The organism is Paraburkholderia sp. GAS333, from assembly GCF_050435665.1.
In the GTDB taxonomy this organism is placed as follows: Bacteria; Pseudomonadota; Gammaproteobacteria; order Burkholderiales; family Burkholderiaceae; genus Paraburkholderia; species Paraburkholderia fungorum_A.
This window is the reverse complement of the sequence record NZ_JBNDKS010000002.1, coordinates 26985-45038: the sequence shown is the minus strand read 5'-3', so window position 1 is coordinate 45038 and position 18054 is coordinate 26985. Positions and strand designations below refer to the sequence as shown.

20 protein-coding genes are annotated in these 18054 nt (G+C 61.2%); 12 read left to right on the top strand and 8 right to left on the bottom strand.

Translation table 11 applies throughout. The annotated features are described in order from the left end of the window. The first annotated feature begins 8 nt into the window (after positions 1-8). Positions 9-1826 (top strand): glutamine--fructose-6-phosphate transaminase (isomerizing), encoded by a 1818-nt coding sequence (glmS, locus tag ABH945_RS09400; RefSeq protein ID WP_429250409.1) that lies wholly within the window; start codon positions 9-11, stop codon positions 1824-1826. Positions 1827-1966: 140 nt separating this feature from the next. On the opposite strand, the gene trpS is transcribed toward glmS, so the two are convergent. From trpS to ABH945_RS09385, 3 genes are all read right to left on the bottom strand, one after another. Next, complete coding sequence (trpS, locus tag ABH945_RS09395; protein WP_074762411.1) at positions 1967-2995, bottom strand: tryptophan--tRNA ligase; 1029 nt, start codon at positions 2993-2995, stop codon at positions 1967-1969. Positions 2996-3256: 261 nt separating this feature from the next. Beyond that, positions 3257-3865: a hypothetical protein gene (locus ABH945_RS09390; RefSeq protein WP_429250408.1), complete on the bottom strand. Its 609-nt coding sequence runs from the start codon at positions 3863-3865 to the stop codon at positions 3257-3259. Between the two features lie 53 nt (positions 3866-3918). Beyond that, positions 3919-4179: a DUF6723 family protein gene (locus tag ABH945_RS09385; protein ID WP_074762410.1), complete on the bottom strand. Its 261-nt coding sequence runs from the start codon at positions 4177-4179 to the stop codon at positions 3919-3921. Between ABH945_RS09385 and ABH945_RS09380 the strand changes: the two genes are divergently transcribed. From ABH945_RS09380 to ABH945_RS09350, 7 genes are all read left to right on the top strand, one after another. After that, positions 4121-4426 (top strand): hypothetical protein, encoded by a 306-nt coding sequence (locus tag ABH945_RS09380; protein ID WP_429251104.1) that lies wholly within the window; start codon positions 4121-4123, stop codon positions 4424-4426. The two genes, ABH945_RS09385 and ABH945_RS09380, sit on opposite strands and share 59 nt — an antisense overlap. A 91-nt stretch (positions 4427-4517) precedes the next feature. Further along, a complete protein-coding gene (locus ABH945_RS09375; RefSeq protein ID WP_074762408.1) occupies positions 4518-5741 on the top strand; it encodes an alkaline phosphatase family protein in 1224 nt (407 codons plus the stop codon). Between the two features lie 125 nt (positions 5742-5866). Continuing rightward, positions 5867-7057 (top strand): cytochrome c peroxidase, encoded by a 1191-nt coding sequence (locus ABH945_RS09370; RefSeq protein WP_143026270.1) that lies wholly within the window; start codon positions 5867-5869, stop codon positions 7055-7057. 113 nt (positions 7058-7170) lie between these two features. Then, on the top strand, positions 7171-7827 hold the full coding sequence (locus tag ABH945_RS09365; RefSeq protein ID WP_429251074.1) for a lytic transglycosylase domain-containing protein: 657 nt from the start codon (positions 7171-7173) through the stop codon (positions 7825-7827). 183 nt (positions 7828-8010) lie between these two features. Continuing rightward, complete coding sequence (locus ABH945_RS09360; RefSeq protein WP_429250407.1) at positions 8011-8736, top strand: DUF2242 domain-containing protein; 726 nt, start codon at positions 8011-8013, stop codon at positions 8734-8736. Positions 8737-9343: 607 nt separating this feature from the next. Continuing rightward, positions 9344-9550, top strand: a complete 207-nt coding sequence (locus ABH945_RS09355) for a hypothetical protein (protein WP_143026190.1) — start codon at positions 9344-9346, stop codon at positions 9548-9550. Continuing rightward, positions 9547-9798: a hypothetical protein gene (locus ABH945_RS09350; protein ID WP_429250406.1), complete on the top strand. Its 252-nt coding sequence runs from the start codon at positions 9547-9549 to the stop codon at positions 9796-9798. The genes ABH945_RS09355 and ABH945_RS09350 overlap by 4 nt, the downstream gene beginning before the upstream one ends. Before the next feature lie 95 nt (positions 9799-9893). Here ABH945_RS09350 and ABH945_RS09345 read toward each other — a convergent pair whose 3' ends face one another. Continuing rightward, a complete protein-coding gene (locus ABH945_RS09345) occupies positions 9894-10781 on the bottom strand; it encodes a DMT family transporter (RefSeq protein ID WP_429251073.1) in 888 nt (295 codons plus the stop codon). 305 nt (positions 10782-11086) lie between these two features. Between ABH945_RS09345 and ABH945_RS09340 the strand changes: the two genes are divergently transcribed. Together ABH945_RS09340 and ABH945_RS09335 are read left to right on the top strand one after the other, a co-directional pair. Then, positions 11087-11839: an IclR family transcriptional regulator domain-containing protein gene (locus ABH945_RS09340; protein ID WP_429250405.1), complete on the top strand. Its 753-nt coding sequence runs from the start codon at positions 11087-11089 to the stop codon at positions 11837-11839. Between the two features lie 261 nt (positions 11840-12100). Next, the gene (locus ABH945_RS09335) at positions 12101-12307 is read left to right on the top strand and encodes a hypothetical protein (RefSeq protein ID WP_074762402.1); all 207 of its coding nucleotides are present in this window, start codon (positions 12101-12103) and stop codon (positions 12305-12307) included. 178 nt (positions 12308-12485) lie between these two features. On the opposite strand, the gene ABH945_RS09330 is transcribed toward ABH945_RS09335, so the two are convergent. Both ABH945_RS09330 and ABH945_RS09325 read right to left on the bottom strand, forming a co-directional pair. Continuing rightward, positions 12486-12764 (bottom strand): hypothetical protein, encoded by a 279-nt coding sequence (locus ABH945_RS09330; RefSeq protein ID WP_074762401.1) that lies wholly within the window; start codon positions 12762-12764, stop codon positions 12486-12488. Positions 12765-12813: 49 nt separating this feature from the next. Next, complete coding sequence (locus tag ABH945_RS09325; protein ID WP_429250404.1) at positions 12814-13593, bottom strand: Mut7-C RNAse domain-containing protein; 780 nt, start codon at positions 13591-13593, stop codon at positions 12814-12816. Between the two features lie 106 nt (positions 13594-13699). Here ABH945_RS09325 and ABH945_RS09320 point away from each other — a divergent pair, with 106 nt between their 5' ends. Together ABH945_RS09320 and ABH945_RS09315 are read left to right on the top strand one after the other, a co-directional pair. After that, entirely contained in the window at positions 13700-14569 is an 870-nt protein-coding gene (locus ABH945_RS09320; protein WP_074762399.1) for an NAD(P)-dependent oxidoreductase, read from the top strand. Between the two features lie 184 nt (positions 14570-14753). After that, the gene (locus tag ABH945_RS09315) at positions 14754-15389 is read left to right on the top strand and encodes a LysE family translocator (RefSeq protein ID WP_429250403.1); all 636 of its coding nucleotides are present in this window, start codon (positions 14754-14756) and stop codon (positions 15387-15389) included. 336 nt (positions 15390-15725) lie between these two features. Here ABH945_RS09315 and ABH945_RS09310 read toward each other — a convergent pair whose 3' ends face one another. After that, positions 15726-16550: an OmpW/AlkL family protein gene (locus ABH945_RS09310; protein WP_074762397.1), complete on the bottom strand. Its 825-nt coding sequence runs from the start codon at positions 16548-16550 to the stop codon at positions 15726-15728. A 187-nt stretch (positions 16551-16737) separates the two neighbouring features. Next, positions 16738-17982, bottom strand: coding sequence for a DUF2957 domain-containing protein (locus ABH945_RS09305; RefSeq protein WP_429250402.1), 1245 nt, complete (start codon positions 17980-17982; stop codon positions 16738-16740). Between the last annotated feature and the right edge of the window lie 72 nt (positions 17983-18054).

Below are 18054 nucleotides of genomic sequence, written 5' to 3'. Positions count from 1 at the left end.
AAGAAGACATGTGTGGCATTGTCGGCGCGGTTGCGCAACGTAATATCGTTCCCGTCCTGATCGAAGGACTGCGACGCCTCGAATATCGCGGCTACGATTCGTGCGGCGTCGCCGTGCTCGGCGAAAATGGTCCGCGCCGGGCGCGCAGCGTCGCGCGCGTGGCCGATCTCGAAGAACAGGTGCGCGAGAGCCATCTCGAAGGCATCACGGGTATTGCGCATACGCGCTGGGCCACGCACGGCGCGCCGGTCACCGACAACGCCCACCCGATCTTCTCGAAAGATGAGCTTGCGTTGGTACACAACGGCATCATCGAGAACTACGAGTCGTTGCGCGAAATGCTGCGCGGCAAGGGCTATACCTTCGTCTCGCAGACCGACACGGAGGTTATCGCTCACCTGGTGCACAGCGTGTACAAGGGCGATCTGTTCGCCGCTGTGCGCGAAGCCATCGCGCAATTGCACGGCGCGTACGCGATTGCGGTGCTGCATAAGAATCAGCCGCACACGGTAGTCGGCGCGCGGCAAGGTTCGCCGCTGGTGGTCGGGCTCGGCAACGGCGAGAACTTCCTCGCATCCGACGCGCTGGCGCTGGCTGGCAGCACCGAGCGCTTCATCTTCCTCGAAGAAGGCGATGTCTGTGAACTGTCGCTCGACGGCGTGCGTATCGCCGATCGCGACGGCAGTGACGCGCAGCGTGAAGTGCGTCAGGTTGCGGCATACGGCGGCGCGGTCGAACTCGGCCCGTATCGCCACTTCATGCAGAAGGAAATTTTCGAGCAGCCGCGCGCGATCACCGACACGATCCCGCAAGCCGATTCATTCGATCCGTCGATCTTCGGCGAGAGCGCGGGGAAGGTGTTCGGCGAGATCGACAGCCTGCTGATTCTCGCGTGCGGCACGAGCTATTACTCGGGGCTGACCGCGAAGTACTGGCTCGAATCGATCGCGAAGATCCCGACCCAGGTGGAAATCGCGAGCGAGTATCGCTATCGCGAATCGGTGCCGAATCCGAAGTCGCTGGTGGTGGTGATCTCGCAGTCCGGCGAAACGGCCGACACGCTCGCCGCGCTCAAGCATGCGCAGTCGCTCGGACACAAGCACACGCTGGCCGTCTGCAACGTCGGCACGAGCGCGATGGTGCGTCAGACGGAACTGTCGTTCCTCACGCACGCGGGCCGCGAGATCGGCGTGGCGTCGACCAAGGCGTTCACTACGCAACTGGTCGCGCTGTTCGTACTGGCCGCCACTTTGGCGAAACTGCGCGGTCATCTGAACGACGAACAGGAAGCCAGTTATCTGAAGCAGTTGCGCCATTTGCCGGCTGCACTGAACAGCGTGCTGGCGCTGGAGCCGCAGATCATCGCGTGGTCGGAAGAGTTTTCGCGCAAGGAACACGCGCTGTTCCTGGGCCGCGGGTTGCATTACCCAATCGCGCTCGAAGGCGCGCTGAAGCTCAAGGAAATTTCGTATATCCACGCCGAGGCTTATCCGGCTGGCGAGTTGAAGCACGGGCCGCTCGCGCTCGTGACCGAAGCGATGCCGGTGGTGACGGTCGCGCCGAATGACGCGCTGCTCGAAAAGCTGAAGTCGAATATTCAGGAAGTGCGTGCACGCGGCGGTCAGCTTTATGTTTTCGCCGACGCGGATACGAAGATCGTCAACGACGAAGGTCTGCATGTGATCCGGATGCCGGAACACTATGGCTTGCTGTCGCCGATCCTGCACGTCGTGCCGCTGCAGTTGCTGGCGTATCACACGGCGTGTGCGCGCGGAACCGATGTGGATAAGCCGCGGAATCTGGCGAAATCGGTCACGGTGGAATAAGCGGTTTCGCGGCCTGCCGTTCCGTTCATTCGGACGACGGGCCGGTCGTCCTGGCACCAGCCTGGAAAAGCAGAGAACGCGCGATTCAAATGTTTTGAATCGCGCGCAAAACAAACTCCCTTCAGCGCAAAATCACGCGCTTAGCTCTGGAAGTAGTTCAACCCCAGCGCTGCCTTCACTTCCGACACAGTCGCAGCCGCCACCTCGCGTGCGCGCAGGGTGCCCTGACGCAGAATTTCCAGCACCGCGCCACGATCCGCCTCGAATTCACGGCGACGCTCGCGAATCGGCGTCAGCATTTCCTGCAGGCGTTCGTTGAGCGCGCGCTTGACTACGCTGTCGCCCAGGCCGCCGCGACGATAGTGCTCCTTCATCTCGTCGACCTTCGCCGTGTCGGGCTCGAATGCGTCGAGGAACGAGAACACGACATTGCCCTCGACCTGACCCGGATCGGCGACGCGCAGGTGGTTCGGGTCCGTGTACATGTTCTTCACGGCTTGCGAGATTTCATCCGGCGTCGCGCCGAGCGGGATCGAATTGCCGAGCGACTTGCTCATCTTCGCCTTGCCGTCGATACCCGGCAGACGCGCGACGTGCGACAGCACCGCCTGGCATTCGACCAGCACTTCCTTCTCGACGGTGAAGTTGAAGCGGCGCACGAGTTCGTTGGTTTGCTCGATCATCGGCAACTGGTCGTCGCCGACCGGCACGCGCGTTGCCTTGAATGCGGTGATGTCGGCGGCCTGGCTGACCGGATAGGTGAGGAAGCCGGCAGGAATATCACGCTCGAATCCGCGCAACACGATTTCCGACTTGATGGTCGGATTGCGTTCGAGACGCGCGACCGTGACGAGGTTGAGCAGATATTGCGTCAGTTCGGCCAGTTCGGCGACTTGCGATTGAATGAAAATCGTCGACTTCGCCGGGTCGATGCCGACCGCCAGATAGTCCAGCGCGACTTCGATCACGTTCTCGGTCACTTTCTGATGCTTGCCGACGTTGTCGGTCATGGCCTGTGCGTCGGCCAGCAGCAGGAATTGCTGTGCTTCGTGCTGAAGCTGCACGCGCGAGCGCAACGAACCGATGTAGTGACCCAGATGCAGCGGGCCGGTCGTGCGGTCGCCGGTGAGAATGACGGCTTGTTTCGACGATTGTTCTGCTTGCGACATAGTCTGGTGTTCCGTGGTTATCGACCCCACCGGTACCTGGCGCGCAAATACGACAATGCCGCCAGAACTGGCGGCATCACGTTTTCGATGTACGAGTAGAAACGGGCCGCCCAGGTTAGGCGTGCCACCAACGATGCTGATTCGGCGGGGTCGGTTTCGTGTCCATCCGGCGAGTATAGCGCCTGTGATGCAGGCAAGTCATTGCCGCCGCACCGTTAAATGCGCGGATTCGGGCCGCTTGCGCAGCGAAACGCGTGCACGTCAGTCCCTCACGAGTTCCACGGCGACCGCCGACACGAACTCCGCCCGCACGCTGTCGCCGACTTTGAGCTCGTCGAGCGGGATCGCACTGGATGCCCGCAGCACCTGCCGGTGCTTCGGCCCACGCAGCGTCATCATGCGGTTTTTTCGATCGATAGCGACCACCGTCGCGACCACTCGCACCCGGTGCGCCGACGACACGAATCCCGCCGACGCCGGAATTGCCACGGTGGTTTCGACGCGCTCGCGCACGCCTCGGGTCGCCAGTTTGTCGACGTGAATCAGGATGGCCTGCTGGTACGCGACGTTAAGCCGGTCGCCGACTTGCAGGCGGCTGACATCGGCCACGGCGGGATTGACGTCGACATCCGCGAGATTGCCGTGCGCCCCCCGGATCGTGACGCTGTTGGTGGGGGCATAGATCGCGGCGACCCGAACCTGCGCGTGGACGATTTCGGCGTTGCCAAGCGCGGTTTGCGCGGCGTCGAAACTGGTGGCGTCCTGTGCGAATCCCGCAGGGCTGAAGGCGGCCGACAGGGCGCTTAGCAGCGCGGCCGCGCTCCGCGTGACAGCAGCCGATGAGTTCATGTTGCGCAGCCAGGAGGTCATGCGTAGCTCCCAAAGTCTTCACGCAGGCCGCCTCGTGCAACGACGACGCACGCCTACATTTCCGGACGCGCGAGGTCGCTCGTCACGATGTGTTCGCCGTACACCTGCGCGGCCGCGATGGCTTCGAGTTTGGTGGCGTACGGGCCGAGTTCGGGCGCGCCGTCGAACGGAAACAGAACGCGGCCGTCGGTGGTTCGAACCACTTTCAACACGCCGTAGAAACGGCGGTAGCCCGCCATCTTGGACATGGCCGTGATGTCGAAATCGTCCTCCGAACTGGCAGGGACGCTGGGGATAAATGCAGTCTTGCTCATACCTGAAATCTGGAAACTTCTGTTGTTCGATGGACCGCTGTCGGCGCGGAAACCGGCACGCAAATCCGGTGCTGAAATGCGGCACGAAAGGCCAACGCTGGTGCAACCGGCCGTACTGACGACAGAGACGACATATTCACCGGCGTCGCCTATTGTCTCAAATCCCGCCAAAGCCGGCCTGTTTGCGGGCTATGCAAGTTTCTTCCGCGAAAACAATCATTCGTCGCTGTATATATTCCACCTGTGACACTACGTCGCGCAATTCACGCGCATGTCACAGACGCTGCATAAAGTCTGCCCCGCTTATTAAAACTCTAATCCCCCAGGGGCAAAAAGACATGTCAAAACGCAATGGCTTGCGTGCTTTATTTCTGGTCGTTTTCGCGGCCTTAGTCAGCGTGATCGTCGCGGCTTGCGGCTCGTCGTCGATCGGACCGACGGGCCAGCAGCAGATCCGCCACGTCTTCGTCATCACGCTCGAAAACGAAAACTACGCGACCACGTTCGGCGCGAGTACCAAGGCGCCGTATCTCGCGCAGACACTCGCGGCGCAAGGCGCGATGGTGCAGCAGTACTACGGCACGGGCCACGTGAGTCTCGACAACTACATCTCGATGATCAGCGGCCAGGCGCCGACGACCGAAACCGACAACGACTGCATCACCTATGAGGACTACAAGCTCACGGGCACGACGTCGGATGGTCAGGCGATCGGCTCGGGTTGCGTGTATCCCGCGAGCATCAAGACGCTGCCGGACCAGTTGAAGGCGGCCGGTTACACGTGGAAGGGCTATGAAGGCGACATGGGCAACGACCCGACACGCGAAGCCGCCACTTGCGGTCACCCGACGCTGAACACGACCGACCTGACGCAATCTGCAGAAGCGCCGAGCGCCGCCGTGCCGCTGGGCGACCAGTACGCGACGCGTCACAACCCGTTCATGTACTTCCACTCGATCATCGATTCGTCGGATTGCGGGGAGCACGTCGTCAATCTGAACAACCTCACCAGCGATCTTCAGTCGATCTCGACCACCGCCAACTTCAACCTGATTACGCCGAGCCTGTGCGATGACGGTCACGACTCGCCTTGCGTGAACGGCCAGCCTGGCGGCCTGACGAGCGCGAACACGTTCCTGCAGAAGTGGGTGCCGATCATCACGGCGTCGCCGGCATTCCAGAAGGACGGCCTGCTGATCATCAATTTCGACGAAAGCAGTTACGCGACCGTGACGACTTCGGCGACAGGCGAGGATCTGGTGTTCACCGGCGCGACCTGCTGTAGCGAACAGCCGGGTCCGAATCTCGCGCCGTATCCGCAGACTTCGTCGCTGACCTACCAGGGCATCACGATCAACCTGACCAAGCAAAGCTACGGCGGCGACCAGACCGGCGCGGTCATGATCTCGAAGTTCATCAAGCCGGGCACGGTGTCGACGGTGCCGTACAACCATTACTCGATGCTCAAGAGTATTGAGGACATCTTCCAGCTGGATCACCTCGGCTATGCAGGTCAGGCGGGTCTGGTTGGTTTCGGCAGCGACATTTTCACGAACCTGTAAGCGATTCGATGCTGTTTTCCGCAACACGACTCACAGCGCGCGGCGGCGCGCGCTGGGCAGCGCTTGCTGCTCTGCTCAGCGCCGCCGCTTTGCTGCCAGCCGCGGCCCATGCCGCGGCTTCTGCTTTGGTGACCCCGGTTGATACAAAGCCCGCCTCGTCGGCCGGCCCCAAACCCGTTTATAGCGATGCCGCGGCGCTCGGCAAATTGATTTTCTTCGACGCGTCGCTGTCCGCGTCGGGGAAGATGTCGTGCGCGAGCTGCCATAGCCCCTCGCACGCGTACGGGCCGCCTGACGGGCTGGCCGCGCAGTTGGGAGGGGCGGATATGCATCAGCAGGGCACGCGGGCCGTGCCGAGCCTGCGCTACATCCTCAACCGCACGCCGATCTGGAGCCATGCACAGGCGGCCAGTCTCTCCGAGCGGTTAAGCGAAACGGACAACGCGCCAGTCGGCGGCTTCGCGTGGGATGGACGCTTTAACAGCTTGCACGATCAGGCGACCTTCCCGCTGTTCAATCCGGGCGAGATGGCGAACAAGGACCCGGCCGCCGTGCTGGCGAAGCTGGAGCAGGCGCCATATGCGGGACGGTTCAAGGAGGTGTTCGGCCAGAACATCTTCGTGGATCGCACCAAGGCGTTCGCTCAGGCGATGTACGCGATCGAGCGCTTCGAACTCGAAGACCCGAGCTTCCACCCGTATACCAGCAAGTACGACTACTACCTCGACGGAAAAGTGCAACTAACGGCACAAGAATTACGAGGTCAGAAACTGTTCGACAATCCAGCGGGCGGCAATTGCGCGTCCTGCCATATCGACCAGAAGGGTGTCGACGGGTCCCATCCGCTCTTCACCGATTTCAACTTCCAGGCGCTCGGCGTGCCGCGCAATCCTGAGTTGAAAGCGAACGCCGATCCCAAGTATTTCGACATGGGTTTGTGCGGACCGCTGCGCACCGATCAGTCGAAAGAGAAGATCAATTGCGGACTGTTCAGATCGGTTTCGTTGCGCAATACGGCAACACGTCATGTGTTTTTCCACAATGGCCGCTTCCACACGCTGAAGGATGCGTTGCGTTTTTACGTGCAGCGCGATACGAATCCGGCGAAGTGGTATCCGAAAGACGCGCACGGCAAGGTGGACAAGTTCAACGATTTGCCGGTCGCGTTGCGCGGCAATGTCGATACGACAGACGAACCGTTGACCCGCAAAGCCGGTGAACGCCCGGTGTGGTCCGAACGCGATATCGACGATGTCGCGGCCTTCCTGACTACCCTCAACGACGACTACGATCTCAAGTCGAAACCGCTTAAGTAAGACGAAAAGGATTGCCGATCGGCCTTGATTCAAAAGGGAAAATTTCGCCGATCCGTGCCTCTTTTTGGGGCAGCGCTATAATGCCCGAATCCCTTCCTTTCCCGTCCACCGCTATGAGCCGGTTACTTTGCCTGATCGTGCTTTCGCTCGGCCTGATGCAAACCGCTTCGGCCGACGAAAATACTGACCGCATGTCCGCGTATCTGACGCAGAAATTCGGTCTGGCAAAGGAAAAAGCTCAAAAGATTTCCGACGCCGTGCAATCCGCCGCGTCGAAATATTCCCTCCCGCCGGCGCTTCTGCTGGCCATCATCTCGATCGAATCCCGCTTCAAGGAAAAGGCCAGAGGCGCCAACGGCGCAACCGGGCTGATGCAGGTCGTGCCGGGCGCCCATCGCGGGCTGCTGAGGAACGTCAAGGACCTCACCGAACCGACCGCCAACATCGAAGTCGGGTCGGCCATTCTTTACGGCTACATGCGTAACGCCAACGGCGACATGAATGCCGCGCTCAAGAGCTACGGCGGGTCGCAGGCGTACGCGCAGAAAGTGAGCTTGCGCGTCGAAGATTTCGCCGCGGTCGCCGCACCGGAAGACGCCGCGTCGTCGTCCGACGTAAAAACGGACGTATGCGAAGCAGACCGCTGCGCACCGTTGCCGCTGGATCATTGGACCGACGCGTTTACCGTACCGATGCTCAATGCCATCGGCGAGAGCAGTGGTGCGGCGTCGAAGCCGGTTGCCGTCGGATCGACTGCCGCCTCGAAATAAAACCGCGTTTTCTGCGTGGCTTTTTACCGCCGTGGCACCCTGGCTGCGGTCATCTCTTTCCCTGCATGTAAACGACCGCGCCGTACCGCTCTACGGGCTGCCTGGCGAGCTTTTACGCACGCCGGATAACCGCTCTACAATGCTTTCCCATCCGCGCTCACGCAGCGTTTCTTGCGATCGACCATGTTGCCCTCGTCCCCTAAAAGCACAGTTTCCGCTCTGTTCGGCGCCTTCGGCCTATGTGGCCTGTTCACGCTCGCGGCTTGCAGCAGCACGCCACAGCCCAAATTCCAGCAGGAATTGTTCGAAACGGGCGCGAGCCCTTATGCGCGCAATTTCAATTCGAGCACGACGGACAGCTGCGAAGCCGCTCGCCGCGCACTGTTGAGCCAAGGCTATCTGACGACGATGCCGCGCACCGATACCGTCGACGGCACCAAGAATTTTCAGCCGACCGGCGATACCCATGTGGTCGTCGAATTTCATGTGGTCTGCACGCCGGGAGAAGAGGCGGCCGATACGAGCATCGTTTACGTCAACGCGGTGCAGAACGGTTTTGCACTGAAGAAAAGCGATACCTCGGCCAGTGTCGGGCTCAGCGTGCTGGGTTCGCTGTCATTGCCTATTCGCTCGAACAACGACGCGATGGTCAAGGTGTCGAGCGAGACGATTCCTTCGGGCAAGTTCTACGACCGTTTCTTCGGACTCGTCGATCACTATCTTCAGACGGTGGTGCGCACGCAGCCGGTGACGAGCAGTTCGGTCGAAACACGACTGCTGCCGGTGCCGGTCCAGATTCAGGTTGAAACGACAACTTCGGCACCTGCTCCTGCTCTGCCGGATGCAATCGGCCAGGCCGCTGCTGCGGCGACTTTGCCGGCAAGTGGAGTTAACTTCGTCACGCCTTGATCGAACGCGGGCTTCGAGGAGAAGGGCGGTTAACTTGCACAGCCTCGAAACTCAGCGCCGAAGCGGTACTTATCCTATGTCTTTTACTTTGTTTGTATACATATGTAGTAATAGTTAACAAGGGTTAACCCCTTCTGTGGATAACTCCCAAATGTTCCGTGACATCAACGCCGTGCAGAAACAATAACTCTGCGGAATACGTCTGTAGAAAAACTACATAACCGGGATAACTTTGATGGCGCTGAGTGACAAGCTGCTCTTATCAAGATTCCGCGCACAGGCTGTTCAGGGGGCTATACCGAAGTTATTCATAGGCAATTGTGGATAACTTTCCCTTCGGCGAGTATTTTTCCCTCCTCCCAGTGCCCAATTTTTTAGCAATATTTCCTGCGGCCAATTCATCGGCATTTCCTGCGACGTAAACCGCTCGCCAGCGTACAGACCACCTCCCACGTCACGCGCACATTCAAGATGCGCGGTACGAAGATTGCGTCTCTCTTTTTGCAAGCGCGAGTGTTGCTATTTCGTCAAAACCATTTCGGCAACGCTTGATCCAGGCATAGAGTTAAAGTGTTTTCTGAGGTTCTTGGTGCAGTGCGGGGGGTGTATGAAACGCAGATCAGCACGACAGCTAGTCCGGCTTCTCTCGGATATCCGGCATGCGGCCCATTGCAGTACGTTGCGGGCAGCAGCGACCAACCGGGCAATCGCCCTTGCATCCGCTGAAGAAGACGCCGATGCCGACGACACCGACAACAACGCCGACGCCATCCGCGAAGCGCATCAAACCAAGCCCGTGCGGAGCGGATCATGAGAGCCGCAAGCGAACAGTCATTGCGTTTTCTGGTTGAGAAATGGCTCGCGCCGTTACCTTCGGCGCCCGTCCATGTCACTGAATTCAGCCGGACCCGCGTGGGCGGGCGGCGTTATGTGCGTGTCGAGACATCGGTTGAAGCGGGTTCGCGAAGCCTGTTTTTCTTTCGACATGACGATGGCTGCTGGTGCGTATTCCCACCCACCGCGGATACACCCACTTTCTTCGCTCATCCGCGAGCGGCTTAGGGCTGGGCGAGAACCGTTGGCGCATCAAGGTTCCGACGGTTGAATACAGCAGATCATTTAGATCGTCGGCCCACAAAGCGCGATTCCCGTCGCGCTTAAGACGAAGACGCCCGAGGAACGCGGTCCCGCCGCCAGTTCGGCATGACCTGACAGACGATCAAACCCGCCAGCATCAGCGCACATCCAATCAGCGCGCGCTCCGACAGCGTCTCACCGAGCACGAACCAACCGGCCAGCGCTGCAAACACGCCTTCCATACTGAAAATCACCGCCGCGTGCGAGGGTGCCGCGTAGCGTTGAGCGACCACCTGAATCGTATACGCGACGCCGACCGACAACGCTCCGCCGTACGCAATGGTCGGCGCGGCGCGCTTTATCACCGTGAGGCTGACCGGCTCGATGACCAGCCCGACAACCAGGCACGCGAGCCCGCACACGACAAACTGCACGAGCGCCAGCATCAGTGTGTCGTGTCGTTGCGCGAAGCGGCCGACCAGCATCATCTGAACGGAAATGACGAGTGCGCCGGCGAGTTGATACCAGTCGCCGTACAGCATCGAAAAATGTTCGTCGACGCTCAGGAAGTACATGCCGATCGCCGCCAGCGTTGCGCCGAGCCACGTGCCGAATCCCGTGCGATGCCTGAACAACACGCCCAGCAGAGGCACGATCACGACATAAAGCGAGCTGATAAAACCGGCATTGGCGATCTTCGTGTATTGCAGGCCGATCTGTTGCAGCGAGATCGATACGGCGAGAACCACGCCAAGCGAGCCGCCTGCGCCGAGCAGTTCGCGTGCGCCGTTTGGTCCGCGCTTGGTCAGTTCCGCGAGTGCGGAGCGTCTGACGCAGACGATCATCGTCAGGACGACGAGGGCGCCGAGCAGGAAGCGCAATCCGGTAAACAGAAACGGGCCGATCGCGTCGAAGCTCAGGCGTTGCGCGACGAAAGCAGAGCCCCAGATGATGGCGGCGATCAGCATCAGCAGATTGGCGCGCAGGTGTTGGTGGGTATCGGAATTCAAAGGAGGTTTGTCGGAAGTTGTGGTTGTTGTGCGGCGCTCGGCACCTACCGTGTGACGACAGCGCAGTGCACCTTACGACGAGCATTCGGGATCGGCAAGGGTGTAAGCGCTGCGCGGAAGAACGTCGCGGATCAAGCCCGATTCGCCTGGCACTCGACGCCCGCCACCGCGCATGCACCGACTCGCGCGATAATCGCGCAAACTCCACGCGGCCTACGACCGGAATCGTCCTCCACATTCCCACGCAAATTCAGGCAAATTCCATGGATGAAAAAGACTGGATCGCGGGCGCCGCGAAGGCGCTGGCGATCATCGAAGCATTCGACGAAGAACACGCCCGCATGACACCGACCATGGTCGCGGTGCGGGCTGCGTTGTCACGCACGGCGGCACGCCGTTATCTGCTGACACTGCGCGAACTCGGCTACGTGGACACCGACGGCAAGCTTTTCTGGCTCGCGCCGCGCGTATTGCGCTTGGGGCAGTCGTATCTGGATTCCGCGCGCTTGCCGCGCACCGTGCAGCCGTTTCTCCAACGCATTACCGCAACGGTGCAGGAAACCGCGCTGGTCGCGATCCTCGATGAACACGACGTGGTGTACGTCGCGCGCAACGGAGTGAATCGGGCGATGGCGGTCGGCTTCGTGCTCGGCTCGCGCGCGCCGGCGCCGTTATCGTCGGCGGGATTGGTGTTGCTGGCGTTCCAGGCGCCCGAAAGCATCGAGCAGTGGCTCGCGTCTTATCCAATCAAGGTGTTCACGCCGCACACGTATTCCACCATCGAGCGATTGCGCGAGGTGCTCGCCGAGATTCGCCGCACCGGCTACGTGGTCACCGATCAGCAACTCGAACTGGGTGTGCGCGGTGTCGCAGTGCCGTTGCGTGACCGGCATGGGTCGGTGGTGGCGGCGATCAGCGTCAGCATGCCGATCGGCCAGGAGTCGGCCAATGCCGCGCTGCATCGTGTACTGCCGACGTTGCTGGAGACCGCGAGTCTGCTGCGTAATCTGGTCTGAATCGCGGCTCGAATCAGATGCTTGAATTAGCGGCCCAAAACCGCCTAAGTGATATCCCTGATACGGAATGCTGAATGTCTGAAAGCACCGTGAAAGCACGCTGTCTCCCGGAAAATACATATCAAGTTTTGGGCATGACAAATGGCCTACACCTGGGTAATACTCTCCCGCGGGGAGCGGGAGGCGCCTCAAGCCCTGTCTGCTTTACCGTGCAGCTACTTCATTCACATTGAATCAGTCGTCAGGTTTGGGGAACAACACATGAAAAAAGTCATTATCTCGCTCGCAGCCGCATCGATCGCGCTGGTTTCCGTTCAAGCTTTCGCACAGGCATCGGACGCAGCACCGGCCGCTGCAGCAGCTCCGGCTAAGCATCACAGCAAGAAGCTGAAGACGCACGGCAAGCGCGCTGGCGTTTCCGCAGCAGCTTCGGCAGCGGGCACGAACGACAAGGGTACGCAAAACTAAGCTCAGGCCCGTTCAATCGGGCGAGCTGTTCCGCTTGGCCGCATTTTGTCGCGAGTCGGCTCATGCAGCGCAAAGTGGAAAAGGGCGTGACCAGCAAAAAGGCCAGAGCGTGTGCTCTGGCCTTTTTGCATTCTTTTCGCGTTTTTCGCCGTTCTTGCGATACGCGATCGATCCGGCTTCAGTCAGCCAGACCGCGCTTGATCACTTCGGTCAACAGACCGCTCAGACCCTCGGGGTGGTTCGCCGCGCGCGCTTTCAGGTCTTCGACCAGCTCGCTGTTCAGCTTGCAGGCAAACGGCACCAGGCCTTGCGCCTGATCGAGCTTGCGCTGTTCGCGGCGGTCGAGTTTCGGCTCGGCTGCCGAGGCTTTGCCGAAGCGGTCGGCGGTCGACAGCTTCATCGCGTTGTTCAGCTTGAGCGCCTTGTTCTTTTCAAGGTCGGTTTTTTTCATCGCCATACGGAAGGCCTCTGCCAGATAAGTAACCCCGTATTGTACGCGCGGTGAGTCACGCGCCAGGCGTTTGCGTGGTGGCGTGTGGCAGCCGGCCCAGCGCGGCGACACTGTCCATCAGCGCGCGCATTCTCTGCCAATGGGTGCCTTCCCAGAACACCCGCTGACAAACGTCGCAGGTGACGAACTGGTTATGCCGCTCGAGGACGCCATCCGGCGCGCGCGTGCCGACCTCATCTTTGGCGATTCGCCGTAGCGGCGCGTTGCACATCAGGCATAGGCGGAACGGCTGCGCGCTGTGCGCGAGATCGAGCCGTTCGAACACTTCGCGCAATTGCTCGCGCGGCCTGAGCGTGCGGACATAGCAGCCATGCGTGATGCTGCGGCGTTTCAACAACTCGCGGTCGCGCGTCAGAACAATGCGCTGCTGAGCGGCGGCGAGCGCTTCGATATCGGCATCGGGATAGTGGTTGTCGTACAGCGTGTCGAAGCCGGCGAGCCGCAGCAGCGGTGCAAGGCCGCCGAGATGCGCATCGGCGATAAAACGCACCACGCGTAATGGCCGCTCGCGTACGCGCAGCAGAGGCTGGATGTCGAGCGCTTCAAACTTCGGATAAACGGCGATGCGGTCGCCGTCCGATAACGGATGATTGAAACCCACCGACTCGCCATTCACCAGAATCAGTTCGACCTCGGTATGCGGCACCCCGAGCACTTCGATCATGTGCTTCGCGGTCGCGCCGCGCGCGCATGCGCAACTGAACTCGCGCCGGCGCAGCGGCCGGGCGAGAAAATCGTTCAACTCCTCATAGAAGCGGAATGTCGCGGTGACCATTTACGCAGTATCGCACTGTGTCCGATTGCATGTTTCATTGCACGTTGTCCTGCGCTTGTCGCATGGGTGTGCTTTACTTCAGGTTCTTTAGAAGACGGAGTGACAGATGGACATCGGTTTTATCGGTCTCGGCGAGATGGGCGCCGCGATGGTTGCAAACATGTTGAAAGCCGGGCATCAGGTGCGCGTATGGAACCGCTCGCCGGAACGGGCGCAAGCGCTCGTCGACGCAGGAGCGCGACTCGTCGCCACGCCGGCCGAAGCGTTTGCGGGCGAAGCCGTGTTCTCGATGCTGGCCGATGACAACGCGTTGCGCGAAGTGATCACTGCGTCGTTGCTCGAACATGCTCCGCGTGGGTTGATCCACGTGAACATGGCGACCATTTCCGTGGCGCTGGCCGAAGAACTGGCGACGGCGCATGCGTCGCGCGGCGTTCACTACGTCGCTGCGCCCGTGCTGGGCCGGCCCGATGTGGCTGCAGCGGGCAAGCTGACGATTGTCGCGGGTGGTCCGGCGGAATCGATCGACCGGGTTCAGCCCGTTTTCGACGCGATCGGCCAGAAAACGTGGCGCATCGGCTCGCTGCCGCAACAGGCGAACGTGATGAAGCTGGCCGCGAATTTCATGCTGGGCGCGGCGGTCGAGACACTCGGTGAAGCCGCGACGCTGGTGACCGGTCACGGTCTCGCGATGCAGGATTTCCTCGATGTCATCACGAGCGGTCTGTTTCCGGGGCCGGTTTATTCGGGCTACGGCAAGCTGATCGCGGAGCGGAGCTATGAGCCGGCGCTGTTCAAGGCGCGTCTCGGTCTGAAAGACATCCGCCTCGCGCTGGCCGCCGCCGACGCAGTGACGACGCCGATGCCGATTGCGAGCGTCGTGCGCGACAGCCTGATCGAAGCGGTCGCTCACGGTGATGGCGAGAAGGATTTCGCCGTGTTGGGTGAAGTCGCTGCGCGGCGCGCAGGGCGCTAAGCGGCCGATTGGCCGTTTCTGAGCGAACAGCGGCGTGTGAAAGGCCCATGTGCGCGGCGTCTCGCCGCGCTTTTTCTTTGCGGCGTGGCGTGGGTGGCGGGTCGTGGTTCGACCGCCGCTGTCGCTTGGGTTCTGACCGGGCAGGCATAATAGCTGCCCGATTCTTTTATCCGCGTTGATTCCAATGACTTTGCATACCTGGTGGCTGTTCGTTGCCACCGTCTTCGTCGTTTCCGCGATTCCCGGTCCGAACATGCTGCTCGTGATGACGCACGGCGCGCAGCACGGCTTGCGTCGTTCGAGCGCGACCATGGCGGGGTGTCTGTCGGCGCTGGTGCTGATGCTGGCGGTATCGGCGGCGGGGCTCGGCGTGTTTCTCGCCGCGTGGCCGACCATGTTCAACGCGCTGCGGATGATCGGCGCGGTGTATCTCGTCTACCTGGGCATCAAGGCATGGCGCGCTCCAGTCGACGAAGCCGCCGCCGAACACGCCGACGAGCTGGCCGCCAAACCCGCGCGCTCGCGCTTCGCTCTGTATCGCAACGGGTTCCTCGTGGCGGGCAGCAATCCGAAAGCGATTCTGTTCGCGGCCGCGCTGCTGCCGCAATTCATCGATGCCGCACAGCCCAAGCTGCCGCAATTCGCGGTGCTGCTCGCCACTTTCGCCGCGATCGAAGTGAGCTGGTATCTCGTGTATGCGGGTTTCGGCACGCGCATTGGGGCGAAATTGAAGAGCCGGAGCGTCGCCCGCGTGTTCAATCGTCTGACTGGCGGGGTCTTTGTCGGCTTTGGCGCGATGATGGCGCTGGTACGCCACTAAGCGAAAGGCCAGAACACAGAGTGACCAAAAGGGGACACAAGGCTAAAAAGCGCTGCGTTGTATTTTTGTGACATTGAGGGTCTACCCTAATTTGCATGTTGCGCCGCATCAAACCTTTTGCTAAGATTTGCCTTGTCTCCTCCATGTCTCCTCTGATATGGATTCAGCCCACCCACATAGGTGGGCTTTTTTTTGCCCAGAATTTCCCGGCGAATCTTATTCGCGCTTCGCCCGACCCGATCGATACCAGAAAAAGCAAAGCCGGCTGACCTCTCGCGTGAGGTCGCCGGCTTTGTCGTGTGAGCGTCCTGAACGTCCCAGGCAGAACGCCCGAACTCAGAACTTGTACGAAACGGCCAGGAAGGAAATGATCGGGTCCGCCTTCAGCTCCGCTTTCGACACCCCCAGCTCCGTGCCGTCCGCCGCCTTGATGATGACCGACGAGGTCGTCTTCAGCGGGATGTACGTGACGGAGGCCACCAGCCCCCAGTGATCGGTGATGTTGTACGCGAGACCTGCGTTGAACACCGGCGCCCACGATGACGACGCCTTCGCCGACACCTGCGTCGTCCCCGGCTTGCCCGCACCGGCGGCCAGCACCGCGCCGAGATTGTTCTGCGTCGATGCCACGAAGTTCGGACTCAACTGGACATCGGAGAACCAGTTGTACGACACACCCACGCCCACGAACGGACGCAATTTCGCGGTCGGCTCGTTGAAGTAATACTGGAACAGCAGCGCCGGGCTCCACTGGCGCACGCTCTTCACGATCGGATTAGCTTGCGGATCGCCCAGATCCTGCTGACCGAGCGCGCCCGCCGGCCCCGGCGGCTGAATCGTGCCGTGACCGTAAATCTTGAAGACCGGGGGCACGCCCGCCACCGTCGTCACCGCGATGTGATCGGTGAGGTAATGGCTGAAAACGAGACCGACCGTATTGGCGCTATTGGTCGACAACCCCGTGCCCGGCGACGTGAACGAACTCGGCAGACGCAGCGGCGTATTGATCGGCGTCGGCGCGACGTTGGTGGTGAGCGGCGTGCTCGAATCCTGCGGCATCACGTGGAACCAGCCCAGCACGGCGACGTTGTCGCCCGCGTGCTGCGCGTACGCACTGGCCGACAGGACAGCGAACAGTATCGCGAGACAGACTTTTTTCATCTTCTTTCTCCTCAGGCGCTCGTGTCGCTCATCGCATGCGATGGACGGCGGCGGGTCATCGACCCGGCCAGTGCGCTGGATATTCGTTGGGACGCCGGCCGCTGCGCTGCATCGTGGTTTCGCGCAGCAGCCGGGACGCGGCCGCCTCGCTGCTGCGAGACGGCGCGTGCGGCGCCCGTTACCTGACTTACTGGACGAAGGCGCCGATCGTGAAGTACGGCGAGGTCGCGTTGGTCAGATCGAGGTAGCCGAATACGCCACCGGTGAAAATCATCTTTCCGGTCGGCGTGGTGCCGGTCGATGCGCCCACCTGTGTGGTCGTCACCACGCCTGGCGTGGCTTGCGTGAAGTCCAGATTCAGCGCGGTCGCGAGCGATGCCTGCGACGCGTTGAACGGATCCAGCAGCGTGGCCTCGGTGCCTTCGAGCGCGGTCGTGCGATAGTCGAACTGGCTATCCACGCCGATGTACTCGCCGTTCTGCGAGTTCACCGCGACCGACGTTTGCGGCGACAGGATCGAGATGCCCGACTCGTCGTCGGCGAACGGCCCGAGCGAGCCATTGACCGGCGTGGTCACCGACGAGTTGGCCGCGCCCGTGCGCACCAGAATCGGCACCAGCTGGTTTTTCAGCTTGCCGACGATCATGTAGCCGCGCGCTTGCGGCGTGGTCGCGAGTGTCGGCTTGGCCTGGCCCTGGAAGTTGTTGGTCTGGAACGCGCCGCTGCCGTCGGTCGCCGCGGCGAAGTTGCTGCCCGGCTGCTGGCATTTGCCCGCGTTGACGCCGGAGTTGTCGCACTCCGTCCATGTGCCGTCGGCGTTGATCGTGATCTTCGAATCGACCGCGACCGGCGCGAAGCTTTGCGACGGCACCTGGTGATAACCGAGCTGGTTATAAGTCCCGGCGACGTTCGCAAGATTCGTTTCAATCGACGAAAAACCGATGAACGGGTAGTACGGGAACGTGGTGTCCGGCACCGCGCCCACGCCGAGAATCCCGCCGAACGAAATTTCCGCGCCCGGAATCGTGCCGCCCGCCACACCTTCGCCGACGAAAATACGCGCCGGACGGGTCGGGTCGAGACTTGCGCCGTTCAGCCGGAACGCGCACTGGTTGAGCTTGTTGGTCGGCAGCAGAGTTTCCTGGGTGAGGGTGCCGCTGGCAGTCTGACCGGCGCGCGTCGGGACGACGGTGGCGGTGGTCGCCGGAATCGGCGACTCGATGTAATTGATCTGCCAGGTCATCTTGGTCGTGTCGAGTTGCAGCTTGACCAGTTCGCCGTCACCGCCGCCGCCCGTGAACACCGTGCCGTAGTCGAGCGACGCAGGACACAGACGCACTTCCGTCACCGGTCCATCTCCGCCGCCGCCACCGCCGCACGCCCCCAGCAACGGTGCAGCAAGAGCGAGCACCGAAAGGATTCTCCATTTCATACCGCCTCCAGAATATTTTCGTTGTATGTGGCCGGCTCCCAGTCCGGCCACCTTTTGCTTATGTCGGTCCCG

Bases quoted from the DNA above. Each gene is read 5' to 3' on its own strand.
- glmS (WP_429250409.1), top strand. From the start codon at position 9: ATGTGTGGCATTGTCGGCGCGGTTGCGCAACGTAATATCGTTCCCGTC.
- trpS (WP_074762411.1), bottom strand. From the start codon at position 2,995: ATGTCGCAAGCAGAACAATCGTCGAAACAAGCCGTCATTCTCACCGGC.
- ABH945_RS09390 (WP_429250408.1), bottom strand. From the start codon at position 3,865: ATGACCTCCTGGCTGCGCAACATGAACTCATCGGCTGCTGTCACGCGG.
- ABH945_RS09380 (WP_429251104.1), top strand. From the start codon at position 4,121: ATGTCGAAATCGTCCTCCGAACTGGCAGGGACGCTGGGGATAAATGCA.
- ABH945_RS09385 (WP_074762410.1), bottom strand. From the start codon at position 4,179: ATGAGCAAGACTGCATTTATCCCCAGCGTCCCTGCCAGTTCGGAGGAC.
- ABH945_RS09375 (WP_074762408.1), top strand. From the start codon at position 4,518: ATGTCAAAACGCAATGGCTTGCGTGCTTTATTTCTGGTCGTTTTCGCG.
- ABH945_RS09365 (WP_429251074.1), top strand. From the start codon at position 7,171: ATGAGCCGGTTACTTTGCCTGATCGTGCTTTCGCTCGGCCTGATGCAA.
- ABH945_RS09360 (WP_429250407.1), top strand. From the start codon at position 8,011: ATGTTGCCCTCGTCCCCTAAAAGCACAGTTTCCGCTCTGTTCGGCGCC.
- ABH945_RS09355 (WP_143026190.1), top strand. From the start codon at position 9,344: ATGAAACGCAGATCAGCACGACAGCTAGTCCGGCTTCTCTCGGATATC.
- ABH945_RS09350 (WP_429250406.1), top strand. From the start codon at position 9,547: ATGAGAGCCGCAAGCGAACAGTCATTGCGTTTTCTGGTTGAGAAATGG.
- ABH945_RS09345 (WP_429251073.1), bottom strand. From the start codon at position 10,781: ATGCTGATCGCCGCCATCATCTGGGGCTCTGCTTTCGTCGCGCAACGC.
- ABH945_RS09340 (WP_429250405.1), top strand. From the start codon at position 11,087: ATGGATGAAAAAGACTGGATCGCGGGCGCCGCGAAGGCGCTGGCGATC.
- ABH945_RS09335 (WP_074762402.1), top strand. From the start codon at position 12,101: ATGAAAAAAGTCATTATCTCGCTCGCAGCCGCATCGATCGCGCTGGTT.
- ABH945_RS09330 (WP_074762401.1), bottom strand. From the start codon at position 12,764: ATGGCGATGAAAAAAACCGACCTTGAAAAGAACAAGGCGCTCAAGCTG.
- ABH945_RS09325 (WP_429250404.1), bottom strand. From the start codon at position 13,593: ATGGTCACCGCGACATTCCGCTTCTATGAGGAGTTGAACGATTTTCTC.
- ABH945_RS09320 (WP_074762399.1), top strand. From the start codon at position 13,700: ATGGACATCGGTTTTATCGGTCTCGGCGAGATGGGCGCCGCGATGGTT.
- ABH945_RS09315 (WP_429250403.1), top strand. From the start codon at position 14,754: ATGACTTTGCATACCTGGTGGCTGTTCGTTGCCACCGTCTTCGTCGTT.
- ABH945_RS09310 (WP_074762397.1), bottom strand. From the start codon at position 16,550: ATGAAAAAAGTCTGTCTCGCGATACTGTTCGCTGTCCTGTCGGCCAGT.
- ABH945_RS09305 (WP_429250402.1), bottom strand. From the start codon at position 17,982: ATGAAATGGAGAATCCTTTCGGTGCTCGCTCTTGCTGCACCGTTGCTG.